12 protein-coding genes are annotated in these 14685 nt (G+C 47.3%); 7 read left to right on the top strand and 5 right to left on the bottom strand.

What is annotated here, in order from left to right:
- The first annotated feature begins 6 nt into the window (after positions 1 to 6).
- Positions 7 to 2763 (top strand): alpha-d-galacturonidase, encoded by a 2757-nt coding sequence (locus tag KOD92_RS20545; protein WP_215235469.1) that lies wholly within the window; start codon positions 7 to 9, stop codon positions 2761 to 2763.
- Between the two features lie 28 nt (positions 2764 to 2791).
- On the opposite strand, the gene KOD92_RS20540 is transcribed toward KOD92_RS20545, so the two are convergent.
- Both KOD92_RS20540 and KOD92_RS20535 read right to left on the bottom strand, forming a co-directional pair.
- Entirely contained in the window at positions 2792 to 4753 is a 1962-nt protein-coding gene (locus KOD92_RS20540) for a plastocyanin/azurin family copper-binding protein (protein WP_229254773.1), read from the bottom strand.
- Entirely contained in the window at positions 4747 to 6525 is a 1779-nt protein-coding gene (locus tag KOD92_RS20535) for a PA14 domain-containing protein (RefSeq protein ID WP_215235468.1), read from the bottom strand. Before KOD92_RS20535 ends, KOD92_RS20540 begins: the two co-directional genes overlap by 7 nt.
- 290 nt (positions 6526 to 6815) lie before the next feature.
- Here KOD92_RS20535 and KOD92_RS20530 point away from each other — a divergent pair, with 290 nt between their 5' ends.
- The gene (locus KOD92_RS20530) at positions 6816 to 9182 is read left to right on the top strand and encodes an ABC transporter permease (RefSeq protein WP_215235467.1); all 2367 of its coding nucleotides are present in this window, start codon (positions 6816 to 6818) and stop codon (positions 9180 to 9182) included.
- 2 nt (positions 9183 to 9184) lie between these two features.
- Here the strand turns inward: KOD92_RS20530 and KOD92_RS20525 are convergent, their stop codons facing one another.
- A complete protein-coding gene (locus tag KOD92_RS20525; protein ID WP_215235466.1) occupies positions 9185 to 9649 on the bottom strand; it encodes an OsmC family protein in 465 nt (154 codons plus the stop codon).
- A 184-nt stretch (positions 9650 to 9833) separates the two neighbouring features.
- Between KOD92_RS20525 and KOD92_RS20520 the strand changes: the two genes are divergently transcribed.
- From KOD92_RS20520 to KOD92_RS20500, 5 genes are all read left to right on the top strand, one after another.
- Positions 9834 to 10232, top strand: coding sequence for a GlcG/HbpS family heme-binding protein (locus tag KOD92_RS20520; protein WP_215235465.1), 399 nt, complete (start codon positions 9834 to 9836; stop codon positions 10230 to 10232).
- A 132-nt stretch (positions 10233 to 10364) separates the two neighbouring features.
- Entirely contained in the window at positions 10365 to 10715 is a 351-nt protein-coding gene (locus KOD92_RS20515) for a YciI family protein (protein WP_215235464.1), read from the top strand.
- Positions 10712 to 11965 (top strand): RNA polymerase sigma factor, encoded by a 1254-nt coding sequence (locus KOD92_RS20510; RefSeq protein ID WP_215235463.1) that lies wholly within the window; start codon positions 10712 to 10714, stop codon positions 11963 to 11965. The genes KOD92_RS20515 and KOD92_RS20510 overlap by 4 nt, the downstream gene beginning before the upstream one ends.
- Before the next feature lie 116 nt (positions 11966 to 12081).
- On the top strand, positions 12082 to 12576 hold the full coding sequence (locus tag KOD92_RS20505; RefSeq protein WP_215235462.1) for a DUF6934 family protein: 495 nt from the start codon (positions 12082 to 12084) through the stop codon (positions 12574 to 12576).
- Positions 12577 to 12610: 34 nt separating this feature from the next.
- Complete coding sequence (locus tag KOD92_RS20500; protein WP_215235461.1) at positions 12611 to 12769, top strand: hypothetical protein; 159 nt, start codon at positions 12611 to 12613, stop codon at positions 12767 to 12769.
- Here KOD92_RS20500 and KOD92_RS20495 read toward each other — a convergent pair whose 3' ends face one another.
- Positions 12770 to 13000: a hypothetical protein gene (locus KOD92_RS20495; protein ID WP_215235460.1), complete on the bottom strand. Its 231-nt coding sequence runs from the start codon at positions 12998 to 13000 to the stop codon at positions 12770 to 12772.
- Positions 13001 to 13038: 38 nt separating this feature from the next.
- Positions 13039 to 14547 (bottom strand): glycosyltransferase family 39 protein, encoded by a 1509-nt coding sequence (locus KOD92_RS20490; RefSeq protein WP_215235459.1) that lies wholly within the window; start codon positions 14545 to 14547, stop codon positions 13039 to 13041.
- Between the last annotated feature and the right edge of the window lie 138 nt (positions 14548 to 14685).

The raw sequence follows: 14685 nt of genomic DNA, 5'->3' as shown, positions 1-14685 counted from the left end.
CTTAACATGCAACTGATTAACCTAATGCGCAACTATCTATTCCTGAATATTTTGCTGCTGAATGTGGGTTTGGGAAACACTGTTTTTGCCAATGAAAACGAACCGGTGAAAGAGGCGATCGAGATCGTTTTGACAGGCGCAAAAAACGACCGCATTGATTTCGGAGTAACCCGCCTGACTACGGCATTAAATGCAGCTGGATATGTGGTAAATTCAGGTAAATCGTTGAAAAAAGGTGCTGGAAAACAGCTGATAGTCGGGTTGTTGGATGAAGCAAATATTCAGAAAATTCTTGCAAAAAAAGGCGCTGATAAGCCGGGTAAGGAAGGGTATATTTTAAATACAAATGCAAACCAGACCGTGATCGCGGGCGCCGATGCGTCGGGGGCATTGTACGGTTGTCTGGACCTGGCGGAGCGCATTGCCCAGTCCGGCAAACTGCCTGCGCAGCTTACTGTGAAAGACCAGCCTGAAATGGTCATGCGGGGCGCGTGTATCGGAATTCAAAAACCGGAATATCTGCCCGGACGGACAGTTTACGAATATCCTTATACACCCGAAAATTTCCCCTGGCTGTACGATAAAGCATTGTGGATCAATTATCTGGATATGTTGGTAGACAACCGCATGAATTCCTTGTACTTGTGGAACGGACATCCTTTTGCGTCTTTGGTAAAACTCAAAGATTACCCTTACGCGCTGGAAGTGGACGAGGAGACTTTTAAGAAAAATGAAGAAATATTTAGCTTCCTGACGAAAGAGGCGGACAAGCGGGGTATCTGGGTTATCCAGATGTTTTATAATATCATCGTTTCAAAACCATTTGCCGAAAAACACAATATCAAAACGCAGGACAGAAAACGTCCGATCACGCCGCTGATCTCTGATTATACCCGGAAGTCGATCGCTGCATTTGTAGAGAAATACCCGAATGTAGGTTTGCTGATCACGTTGGGTGAAGCGATGGAAGGCGACGATACGGATGTGGAGTGGTTTACCAAAACCATTATTCCGGGTGTAAAAGATGGGCTGGCGGCATTGAAAACGGACATTCAGCCGCCGATCGTGCTGCGGGGCCACGACACGAATCCGCAAATGGTGATGAAAGCTTCACTGCCGATCTACAAAAGTTTGTACACGATGAACAAGTATAACGGCGAGGCGCTGACGACCTACCAGCCGCGCGGGCCGTGGGCAAAAATGCACCAGGAAATGAGCGAGCTGGGTTCTATTCATATTGAAAATGTGCACATTCTGGCCAATCTGGAACCTTTCCGCTACGGATCGGCGGACTTTATCCAAAAAAGTGTGCAGGCAATGCACGACGTGCACGGAGCAAACGGACTGCATATTTATCCGGAAGCTTCGTATTGGGACTGGCCCTATTCAGCCGACAATGTAAGCCCGCGCCAGTTACAGATCGATCGTGATTGGGTGTGGTACAAAGCATGGGCGCGTTATGCCTGGAATTGCCGGAGGGACCGCAGTGAGGAAGTGAAATACTGGTCAGAGGAGCTGGATAAGACATTTGATACCCAAAATCACGGAGGCGATATACTGGAAGCTTACGAGCAGGCCGGAGAAATTACGCCCAAGTTGCTGCGCCGGTTTGGGATTACAAATGGAAACCGGCAGACGCTTACGCTGGGTATGACGATGAGCCAGCTGGTGAACCCGAAAAAACACCGCGTGTGGCCAGAGCTGTATAATTCTGACGGGCCGGAAGGCGAAACTTTGACTGAATATGTTGAGAAAAATTTGAAAGGTGAAAAGCACGTTGGCGAGACGCCAGAGCAGATTATCAGGGAAGTAGTGCAGCACGGAAAGCTTTCAGTAGAGGCAATCGACCGCGCTCAGCCTTTTGTAAAGAAAGAGAAAGAGGAATTTCAGCGGATCAGAAACGATATGTATTGCCACCGGGCACTGGCGGATTTCTTCTCGGAAAAGGTGCAGGCGGCGGAGCTCGTTTTGAAATATACCCACTCAAAAAACATTACTGATCTGAAAAACGCAGTGCCGCATCTGGAAAAAAGTGTAACGCATTTTAAAGAGCTGGCCAAATTGACAAAGGATACTTATTTGTACGCAAATAGCATGCAAACTGCCCAGCGCCGCGTTCCTGTGGGTGGAAATGATGGAAAAAACAAAACGTGGGTCGAGCTGCTGCCGTTTTATGAGGAAGAATTAGAACAATTTAAGAAGAATCTCACCTTGCTGGAAAGCGGGAAAAGTGCGGAAGAACTCGTTGCGAAATTGAAACCCGTAGCTGTGAGGCTGCAAGACAAAAATACAGAAATGTTCACTTTGGCGAAAGGAGAGCCACTTTTCTCAGATCGAGAATCGGCAATTACCGGCCTGGCTGAAGAGCTTTCAGGGCTGAAAGGAATACGCTTGAATGCAGGCGAATTGGCGGATAAGCAGACTTCGATTTCTTTTTCCAGCAAAACACCTGTGAAAGTGCTGGTGGGTTATTTTCAATCTAAGGAAAAACCCTTTCTCGCTGTGCCAAATCTGGAAACGGACGCAACTGGTAACGATTTCGGTCAGGCGGAAGCGAAAATTACTGCGGCGCTTACGGCAAAAGGGCTTCCAAATATTAACGTGCATTCCTACACTTTTCCAGCCGGAAATAACACGCTGGTTCCCGGAAAAGGGATCTTTACAGTGCTTGGTTTTATAGACGGCAATACCGAGATGAAACCGCACGCTGCCGCAATGGGCGATGGTAGCGGAGTCAGGAATATCGACTGGTTATTTGAATAGATCCGGCAGCACAAAATCAGGCTCTATTTTAACGCACTTTCAGGATTCCTTTCATCACAAATGAGTGTCCAGGAAAACTGCAAATAAAAGGATAGTCTCCTGGTTTCGGCGCCACGAAATAAATGCTTTGCGAAGCCTCCGGCTGGATCAGACAGGTGTGAAAAAGCACTTCCGGCGAGTCGGGAATGTAGCCTGCGTTGGTCCCGGTAAGTCCCATATCCATTGCTTTCTGACCTACATCTTCGCCATTGCCAGGCTGTGTAACCACCAGATTATGAAGCATATCATCGTTGTTATTGAAGGTCAGCTTCACTTTGCTACCCGCTTTCACTTCAATTAATTCTTTGTCGAATTTCAGGCCCGGCTTGGTAGCCATGGAGATCGTAATATCCGGTCCGCTCGTCCAGCTGGCTGGCTGCTCGCTCACTGACTTGGAGGCATCATTTCCGCACCCGGCCGCTCCTTTTTCTGTGTCGGATCCGGCCATTTGGTGATGGTGATGCTCGGTACCTTCGGGGAATGCATTGATGGTGTAATATGCTTGCGGATGCAGTATCGCGTCGCCTTCGGCAGAGGTAACTCCGTTTATTTTCAGTTCATGAATATAACCTTCCCGCAGTCCGGCGACGGTCAGATTTACCTTTAATCCATCGGCTGAAACTTCGGCTTTTGTCACCTTGCAACCCGCCTGGTTGATCACCGGACTGCCGTACTTTTTGTGGTAACTGTATGTAAATCCCGTCATTTGATATTGACTCGCCTGCGCTGCAAGTTCTTTTTTGACAGGCTTTGTAAATTCAAGTTCGAAGCCGGTGGTCGTGATCCGCATGGCTGCGATTTCCATCGGCATTTTGCCAGTCCAGGTGAGTCGCTGCAAGCCGTAGGGTTCTTTGCCCGTGGAAGCCCAGCCGCGACTGGTCATACCTACAAAAAGTGACTGGTCGCTTCCCCACGCCATGCGCAGTATCCCCGACGAAAACCCTTCGCGAAAGGGAAAGCAAGCCCCCTGGTACACTCCTTTTACTTCTTCCAAAAATGCGCGCATGATCTTGCTATGTCCCTGATCTCCAACCAGTAACTGACCTTTAAAGGGTCCGAATGCATCGGAATTGATCGACAAAATCGCCGAAGTGGAAATGCCCATAACCGTGTGAGGAAACCAGATCGCGGGCACTTTGAAATTCGGCTTTCCCTTCGCATAATCGTAGAGAATACCGATCGAATCCTTAAATGAAGACCTTTTCAATTCAACAGGCGAACCCGCTTCGGCAGACCATTTCAACCCCGCCGGGTGACCCGCAAAGTCGCCCTGTTTCAAATGCGTGATCCTGCCCGAACCAATCCAGTCGCCCTGGTTCTCAGCCAGAAAAATTTCCCCTTTTGAATCCAGTCCAAATGCCGCCGGCGAGCGCATTCCGGTCGCAAATGGCGTCATTTCGCCATTTTCCTTAATTTTCAGCATCCATCCACGCCACTTGGTCAGGCTTTCCCCGCGACCAACCCACGAAAGATTCAATGTAACCAGCATATCTCCGTCTGGCAATATCAAAGGTCCGTACGAATATTCGTGGTAATTGCCAGAGATCGGCCAGGAATAGACCGTTTTGTACAAGTCCGCCAGCCCGTCTTTGTCAGTATCCGAAATTTTGGTCAGCTCCGATCTTTGTGTCGTATAATAGGCACCGTTTTTATAGGCCAGCCAAAGCGGCTCGTGCAGTCCGCTCGCAAATAACGAATACTTCGGTTTTTTGCTTTTTTTCAGGTAAGGATCGTCGATCACCCATATTTCGCCCCGGCGCGTGGCAATGCCCAGCTGGTCTTTTTCATTGAAGGCCAGTCCGCCCACTTCCAGCTTCACACTATCGGGAATAGGGATATTGGAGATTCTGTAAAACGGGCTTTCAGCCTGGTTAGCAGCGTCCTGGCCGACTGATTTTGTCGCAAAAAGCAAAGCGACGAGCGCAATTATCACATTCTTCTTCACTACCATACGATCTGATAACTGATTTGAATTGACTGATCTGATTTCGGTAGCTCGATGATGAGCTGTTCCATATCCTTATCTTTTCTAATAACCGGCTTAAATTTGCCACAAAGCAACTTTTCGAGGTAGTAATTCTTGTCGTCGACCGCATAGTTGCCGCTTCCCAACTTCTCGATTTTCCTTCCTTCTGCCAGAAGCACATATAATTTACTGCGTGCATTGCGGATCGTCAGCTGCCTCGCCAGCCCGTCATTTGCAGCCAGATTCGTGATCAAATCCTGCACCTTGTTCCCATTCAGTTCATAGAAATAGGCTGGAATACCCTCTTTATTGAGCTGATACCCTCTCGCCGCATAAGATCCGTCGGCGGAGAAAACCGAGTCGGGCCAGGTTGCTTGCGGGTTTGCAAGTGAAGCAATGAGCGGTTTTCCGGAGAATTCCATTTTCGCACCCAGCGGGATTTCGAGCTGCTTTTCGCCCCGCTCCGTCCACATATTAGACACTTCGATAAACCTGCCGTGCCAGGCGGAGAGAAGTGTGTATTTGTGCAGATCACAAGCGTAATTGTTGCCGGGGACAGTTTTTCCGCTCGCTTTCGCAGGCAATGCGACCGCCGCCACGTAGGGATTTACTTTGTTTTGATGCATCATAAACCCGCGCTGTAACGCAGGTTTGCTATGTACATCATATTCCAGCGGATCAAAACTTTCGCTCAGCCGCACGGAAGCCGGCGTGGTGAGCGACTGCCAGGGAATATGCGGGCCTTCATAATGCAGCACAAGGCATTCATCCGAATTGGAATACACGATCTTGAATGGGAATTTTCCTTTTTTCAATGCGGACTGGTTGTAAAATGCCTTTTCAAAATCCCGTGAGCCGCGATTTTGTACCACTAATTTTCCATTAATATAAAACCAGGCGCCGCCGCCGGCAGTGAGTTTGAATAGGTAATTTCCGTCGATGGGAACGTCCATCGTTCCGTCGATCACAAGTTGGGATTTACGGTCGCCGACGCGGTGCGAAATCGTGTCGGTAGTGCCTGTGCGCCGGGGTGTCAGGCTGGCGAGGGTGTCCGGGTTTTTGTGTAAACCGGGATATACTTTAAATGTCATTCCGGACATATTGATCTTTTTTTCCTGATATGTTTTATATTGTAATTCCTTGATAGCAAACGATTTGTCCAATCCTCTGATCGCAAATCCTGCCTCCGCAGCTGCTGTGGATGGAAGTTCCCGCAATGCTACCGGCTGACCATTCAGCAATATCTTTTCAAATTTTGCATCACTTATTTTCTTTCCTGATCCGTCGAACTTTGCAGCCCGGAAATGAATCGCAATGTGCTGCCAGAGGCCGGGCGCTTTGTAAGCCGGGCCTTCTTTTGCAAGCCACAAATCGGCTATTTTAACAGGATATGTATTTTGCAAAAGCACTTCAAAAGCAGCTCCTTTTGACAAAAGAAAATTGAATTCAAGGTCGATATCTCCGTGCGGTAAATGAGAGATCAGCGAGGGAGACGGCTGTTTTTCGGGTTTATATATCAAAATTCCCTTTCCGGGTTCCGGTTTCAGGTCGCCCGGAACGGAGCGGCTGGCGGTCAGGTTTCCTGCGATTTGCCAGCTGGTTCCGTTCGTTTTGTTAAATGCGCTCAAATCGTTGAGCGTGATCTTGGTTAGTGGGAGGGAAGTGATCTGTGCTGTGGCAGCTGCATTCAGCAAGCAAAACACAGCAATGAACACAATTTGAAGGTATCTTGAATTAAATATCGCAACAGCTGACATAGTCTGAATTCCGGAATTAGTATTGCAATTGTAATATTATATTTTCAATTACTAACTTTTATTTTCCTTTATTTATTAATTCTTTGTTTTGTAAAATAGCGTTTCAGCTATGTCCACCGCCGGACGTAATTTGTCCGATTCTGGACAACCGATATTCTATGATATAGGCTATCGTACTGATTATAAAGCTGAAAGACGGTTCTAATGTCGCTGGCATATCTATTTTCCTACCAGACCAAACGCATCGTCCGGTAACGGATTTCCTGTCAACTCATTCACTCAATGCAACCATGATCAGTAACTATTTCAAAATTGCCTGGCGTAACCTGTTGAAAAGCAAGTTTTACACGCTCATCAATGGAGCCGGGCTTACACTAGGGCTGGGAGTGGGGATACTGATCTTGCTTTGGGTACAGGATGAACTCAGTTTTGACCGTTTCCATAAAAATTCGGAATCGATCTATAAGCTAGAAAATCTGGTCGGTACCGGTTCCAGCAAGCAGATCTGGACCAGTACCGTCGCGCCAATCGCTGTTTTGGGGACGCGCGAACTGCCTGAGATCAAAGCGGCTGTGCGGATGTCTTATAATCAGTCTTACATTTTATTCCGGTACAAAGACAAGGTTTTCAACGAAGAGAAATCGATGTTTACAGACCCTGGCTTGTTTTCAGTTTTTGATTTTAACCTCATAAAAGGAGATCCTGCGAAACCATTTATAGACGATAATTCGATCGTTCTGACCGAAACCACTGCCAGGAAATACTTCGGCGACGAGGATCCGATCGGTAAGGTAATGGGTGCAAACGATCGGCGTAATTTCACAGTGACCGGAATAGTGCGGGATCTTCCCAAAAACTCCACGGTTCAGGGTGAAATGTTTTTGCCTATCGGAAAGCTTTTTAAGGATATGTACAGCAACCGGCCCGACGGCAGGAACAGGGACAATGATTTTCATCAATTCAACTACGATACTTATTTTCTGCTGCAACCAAACGTACAAATTGCCAAGCTGGCCGTTAAGCTCCGGAACATCCATTTGCGCAATAAACCCGACGATACCGACCTTACCTACCTGCTGGTGCCGCTTGTGAAAAGGCACCTTTATCAATCCGACGGATCGAATGGAGGCATCGAAACCGTGCGGATGTTTGTCGTGATTGCGCTGCTAATATTGGGCATTGCCTGCATTAACTACGTCAATCTGTCGACAGCGCGCGCGATGTTGCGGGCAAAGGAAGTGAGTATGCGCAAAATTGTCGGTGCGGCACGGAGGCAGCTTTTTACGCAATTCATTGTAGAAACTGCACTAATTTTCGGGATTGCCTCCGCATTTGCGGTATTGTTTATTTACTCATTACTACCCCTTTACAATCAGCTTTCGGGAAAAGACCTGACCTTTGACCTGACAAATATCCAGATCTGGAAAGTGATCGCGCTGACGCTTCTGGGCACATTAGCGGTATCAAGCATTTACCCGGCGGTATTATTATCGTCTTTCGATCCCCTCAGGGCTTTTAAAGGCAAGGCTTCGGCGCAGATCAGCGACGTTGCATTGCGTAAGGTGCTCGTTATAACCCAGTTTGCAGTTTCCGTGATCCTGATCATCGGCACGTTTGTGATCAGCAGCCAGCTCCAATACATTCGTTCCAAAGCATTGGGTTACGACAAAGCGCATGTGCTTTCATTCAATATGCGGGAAATGGGCAAGCACTTCGAGGCGGTAAAAGCGGATCTGCTCAGTCAGCCGGGCATTACCAGTGTGACAAGGGCGAGTTCCTTCATTATCAGCATCGGTAGCCAAACGGGCAACAACGACTGGGATGGAAAGGAAAAGGGCGAAACCATGATGATAAGGCCGATGGCGATCGAAAAGGATTTCCTGTCATTTTTTAAAATGCAACTCGCATACGGAGCCGGGTTTAAAGGTTCGGTTTCGGACAGCACCCATTTTATACTAAACGAAACAGCTGTGAAAGCGGCCCGGTTGACAGATCCGATCGGAAAGCGGTTTAAGCTCTGGGATAGGGAAGGTACTATTATTGGTGTGGTCAAAGATTTTCACGCTTCCTCGATGCGGCAAACGATAGACCCGGCGGTATTTTACTACGAGCCCCGCGATTCCTATCAGATTTACATCAAAACTACCGGCCAGAATGCGGAAAATGCAATCGCAGCCGCCGGCCGTTCATGGAAAAAATATAATGGAGATTTCGAGTTCCACTACGCATTTCTGGATCAGGCATTCAATGATCTTTACAGGTCCGAGCAGCAAAGCGGCACACTTTTCAATTTGTTTGCAGGTATTGCGATCCTGATATCCTGCCTAGGATTATTTGGTCTGGCCGCCTACACAGCGCAGGTGCGCAAGCGTGAAATCGGGGTCCGGAAGGTTTTGGGTTCCAGTGTGGCCGGTATTGTAGGTTTGCTCGCAAAGGATTTCATCCAGCTTATCCTGGTCGCCATCGTGATCGCGGTACCTGTTGCTTGGTACAGTATGAATAGCTGGTTGCAGGATTTTGCGTATAAAATCAGTCTATCCTGGTGGATGTTCGCGGCTGCCGGAGGAATGGCGCTCGCTGTCGCTATGCTCACTATCAGTTATCAGAGCATTCGGGCGGCTTTGATGAATCCGGTGAAAAGTTTGCGCAGCGAATAATCTTAAATTGTCGAAACTGGCTCGTGCCGGATCGGAAAGTTGCAGGAATTGGCGATAAAGCAATATTCGTGTGCCTTATGGTGCAGTTCGTTCGCTTTTTGAAGCATACTTTCATCCGACACTTTTACCACGGGATATAATATAACTTCCGTAAAACGGCCGCTGCCATTGTCAGTTTCTTCCATCGTTCCAGTCGCTCGGTCCTGATATTCGAGCACTACCACGCCCGCTTCGGTGCACAAATGCAGGTACCAGAGCATGTGGCAGGAAGCGATCGAGGCTACAAACAATTCTTCCGGATTATGCCTGGTCCGGTCGCCCCGGAATGCTGGATCCGAGGAGAGATCGATGCCGGGCTTACCTTCAATTTTTGCAGTGTGACTTCTTTCATAGGCGCGGTAGTCGGCCGTACCCCGGCTGGTATTGCCGGTCCATTCGATGGTAGTTTTATAGTGATGTTGCCGCATTTGCTTCTATTCTGGAAAAGTTTAGCCTGCTTTTTTAATGCAAAATAACCTTTGAAATTGAGAAAAGGAACTGTATTTCAAAGTGAAACAGAGGATGCTCTCAGTTACGTTTAGTGTGTAGGGTACGGTCTTTTTAGGTTGAGGTAGGAAACTGATTTTAAAAAAAATTTAAACCGGGGAGATCATGAACATTACATTGGAACAGGCAGAAGCTATTATTGCCGCAGCAAAATCAAAAGCGACGGAAATCAATACAAAAATGAACATCAGCGTAGTAGATACCGGAGCAAATCTGGTAGCGTTCGCACGTATGGACGGAGCCTGGCTCGGATCGGTTGATATTTCGTTAAAAAAGGCGAAAACGGCCGTTTGGTTTACTATGGACACTGCCGCACTCAGCCCGCTGGTACAGCCTGGCGCACCGCTATATAACATTGAGCATTCGAATGGCGGACTTATTACGTTCCCCGGTGGTGTTGTGATTAAAAACTCAGGCGGAGAAATAATTGGCGCGATCGGTGTCAGTGGCAGTACCGTAGACGACGATCATGAAGTGGCCGAAGCCGGCGCGACTTCGCTATAATTGAAAGTCCCGGCCGCAAAACAGGCCGGGACTTTTGACCCCATTTGGTTAGATTGGCAACACGAAATAATTTTATTTCGAAAAACTTGTCCGGAAAACTGCCGGTCAGGGACTATACCAGAAAATCTGACTATGAAAAAATTCTTATTGCTTATCCGTGAAGACCTTGTGCGGCTTTCCGGGATGTCGGAAGAAGAAATGCAGCAGGATATTGCCGAGATGAATAGCTGGGTGGAAGAACTGATCAAGTTCGACAGCTTCATCGCGGGCGAACCGCTGGAAAACGAATCCAGGATCGTAGGAAAGCAGGTCGACACCGACGGATTGTTAATGGACGCGAAAGAAGGAATCAGCGGCTACCTGATCATCCAGGCGGAAACTTTACAGCAGGCCGCTGCGATCGCCGCACAATGCCCGCAGATAATCCAGGACAAGATCAGCATTGAAGTGCGGCCGATCATGGATACGCAGCAAGAGCCGTGACGAAGAATATTTCGGACTTGATTTCTGAGCTTCACCGCCATCATTTCGGAAAAATGGTGGCGGTTTTGATGTATCATACCGGCATTGAAGAGATCTCGCTTTCGGAGGATATCGTGCAGGAAGCCTTTGCAATCGCCTCGGATAAATGGCGGGAAAATGTACCCGATCAGCCCGAAGCGTGGCTTTACGCTACGATCCGGAACATCGCATACAAGCATTTGAAAAAACAGAAACCGGCCCGACTGGAAACGGATGATTATCTGGTTGTTGATGCTCGGTTTACCGATGATCATGACTTGCTCCGCGTGCTTTTTGGCTGCCTGCAACCGGCTTTTCCTCCCAAGGTGCAGCTGGTGGTGGTATTGAAATATGTGTGCGGATTAAAGACAAAACAAATCGCGGCGCTCCTGGCTTCGGGCGAGGATACCATTCAAAAGATCATTTATCGCTGGCGTGCGGAACAGTCGCGTGATGATTTCACCGCCGTAGAAATGCCGGAAAATATCAGTGGGCAGAAAGTCAGAATGGCGTTGAAAGTGCTTTATGTGATGTTTACCGCAGGATATCAGCTTTCTGATTCCGGCAAATTGTCGGACGAGCGGCTTTGCGAAGATGCGCTGAGCCTGTTACAGGAAATGATGAAAATGGGCATTGCTGGAAACGGGGAAGTGAAAGCTTTGTATGCGTTACTCCTGTACAACCTGGCGCGGGCGGAGTCAAGGACCAACCAGCCCGACGAACTGACCACGCTCGCTACACAGGACCGAAGCCGCTGGGACCAGGAAATGATCGCTGTGGCCAACCATTACCTCTTACTTTCTCAAAAGGAATCTGCATTCGCAAGCGCCTGGCAGTTGGAAGCGGCGATTGCCTACAAGCACACGCAGGCCCGCACATTTGACGAAACCGACTGGCCCGGTATTGCCAAGCTTTACGGGAAACTTGTGTTACTCAATTCTTCTCCGTTCACGAAACTCGGTCAGGCAGCTGCCTTGTATTTCGGCGGAAATGAAGCCGGCGCTATCGAAATTTTAAAGCAACTCAATGCAAACCGCTTTTTTCAGAACTATCACCTCATCCATTGTTTCTGGGCAAAAATATATGTGGACAGAAACGAAATTTCCAACGCACTAGCCAGCTACAAAAAAGCACTAAGCTGCCCGGTCAATGCTTTTGAGAGAAGGTTTGTAGAGCGGGAAATTGGGAGGTTGGAGGTAGTTGGAAAAGTAAACGCACCCTTTGATAATTAAGATCTTCCTATTAGAATATTCAAAGTACATTCGAGTCCGGTAGGAACCACCACACGAATGGGAGGCTCTTTTAATGCCCGTTTTTCACAAATAACACACTATAACCGAAGCTGTAAATGGCTGTTGCTAGATATGATACAACTCCGGTTGATTCGCGTGAGTATACAGGCTACTCAGAGTTTGTCGATATTTTAGACTTGCGTAAATTTTACAGTCAAGGAAGGAATGGTAAATTCGAGCTTCGAATTATAGTTACAAGATCGAAAGGCAATTGGGATCTTGATCTTTTCAACATTGGCTTTGGCGTTTGGGACGAAACTCTGCAAATCATCGATGATTCTGTTCAGACTAAGAATGATGATATGCCAAAAATTCTGGGAACGTTAGCTGACTATGCGCTCAGCTTCTTGAAAAAATATCCGGCAGCCGGGCTTTATGCAGAGGGAAGCACAATTTCCAGGACAAGATTGTACCAGCGCGAAATAGCCAAAGTGCTAAGCTACGTGCCGCCAGATCTTTGCATTTATGGACTGGTCAAGCAAGATGAAGTGGGCTTCATAGAGTTTAAGCGAGGGACAAACTTTGACGCTTTTTTGTTATCGAGGAGATAATACTTTATTTTTAAATCAAGCATTTCTATCAAATATGGCAACCGCAACTATCAAGCAAGTTAAAGTGACTGCAACGAGCGAAAAGGCGGATTTAAAATCTGTTACAGTCGATTACAGCCAGACCAGCATCGTGCAAAAGACTGTTCGCATGACTGAAAATTTAAAAAAATACCCTCGTCCGGGCGAACAGTAATCACTCCTCATCATCTTCAACCCCCTCAAAATAATTGACCACCGTCATCAACGGTAACGTGGTTGTATCCGCTGCATTGGACATTTGAATCACTGCGCGTTCGTTGTTTTTTTCATCAAAGCCCGCAAAGTAGCCTTCAATTACCTCGCCCGGCCGGACTTTGTAAGTAATCGTTTTATCAATGTATTTCGAAGCTCTCTTTTGAAGCCCCGTAAGTTCTATTTCTGGCATAATATAGATAGCTTAATTGTCCCAAAAAATCAATTTTCTTACCAGCGCATTTCTTCTATTTCTTTGGCCAGTCTGCCATTAATGTCGGATTTAGCATTTAAAAACAAAAAAATAGCCGCGCCGCGCTCTCTGGCGTACCGATAGGTGACCGAATCCGTAATTGCTCCGCTGGTAAAAAGCTGCCCTGTTTCCTTCATTTCCGCTTCCGTTTCCCACCCATTTTTGACGCGAACCAGGTGTTTGTATTTCTTGCTAAGATCAAACCAATTGACATAATCCGCATTGAAAGTCACCGCACGGATTCCCTTTTTTGAATAGTAATTAATCGCGCCAGCCTGCCCGTAGTTGTCGCAGAGTACGAGTGTATTTTCAGGGTCGGGTGATTTGGCATAAGCGGCGTCAACCTTTTCTGCCAGCTCTTTCCAGCCGACCATATCAGCAAAATCCTGCGGAATCTCATGGTCTTTTCCATCTTCCCAGCGAAGCAAACCGGCCCGTTTGAAACGTTGAGAGTTAGCAACGATTTTTTCAGGTGTCTGATTGGGGAAAGCCACCCTTGCGACCGGGATAAAAATAGTCGCGGGAATGATGATATATGCAGCACGGATCCACTGCGACTTAATTTTCGCCGAAACAAAAACTGCTCCGAAAGCCAGGTAAATGGGGTAAATGCCGATCGCGTAATATCCTTTTGCTCTCAAAAAAACGAACACAGCCAGTGTGAAAATGATCGAGAAAAAAAACAGGCGGTATTCTTCAAACGGCTTATAAAAAAGAAGTGCGTACAAGCCAGGCACCAGCACGATCATCCCCCCAATGAAATATATAAATTGCTCTTTGAAAAAATCGGCGGGCGTAACATTTACCAGCTGTGTTTCGGCCAATATCTTCATGTGGTGAAACACTGGAAAATCGTTTCGATACTGCCAGATCAGGTTGGGTGAGATCAATACAAGGCCTATCAGTACTGCCAGAAAGAATGGGCGGGTAACCAGCAGCTGGCGGTGTTTGGTTAGTAAAATGGAAGGAAGTAACCCTATGATCAGAAATGCGACATTGTATTTATTCAAAAAACCGAATGCGAAAACGACCGCAAACCAGTACAGCCACTTTGGTTTGTTAGTTTGAATGTATTTGATCAAAAGAAAATACAGCGTTGCCCAGCAAAGGACATCCACCGAATTGGGCTGAAAAAGCTGGTTCAATCTCATCAGCGCAGAAAATAAGGTACACGTAGCGGCAAGTGCGCAAGCATATAAGCCGCCTTTCAAAGTTTCGGTTGTTTTCCAGACGACCCAGATCGTCAGTGCGCCACACAAGGCAGGGAAGAACCGGACCCAGAAAACGCCATTTCCAAGCCATTTGATCAGGGTCGCAATCCAGGATGTGACAGGCGGGACAGATAGGTAGCCCCACGCCAGGTGGTTCGCCTGGTCCAGATGCAGGTATTCATCGCGGTGCAGATCGTATTCAGGAATGATCAGTAAATATTGCAGTACAAACTTCAAAACAATAAAAACACATAGCAGCGTATTCGCTTTTGTCATGAATCCGGAATATTAAGGCTGGGCGCGGCTGGTTGTTTTGCGCAGATTTTAAAGTTAAAGCAGTATCTGGTCAAAAATCTAATTTATGGAAGAAGAATATTTAACGCGTGTTATATTGTGGATCTAAACCGAATCAGA

It is taken from the genome of Dyadobacter linearis (genome assembly GCF_907165045.1).
Taxonomy (GTDB): domain Bacteria; phylum Bacteroidota; class Bacteroidia; order Cytophagales; family Spirosomataceae; genus Dyadobacter; species Dyadobacter linearis.
The sequence above is the reverse complement of the archived record's forward strand: the minus strand, read 5'-3'. Positions and strand labels throughout refer to the sequence as shown.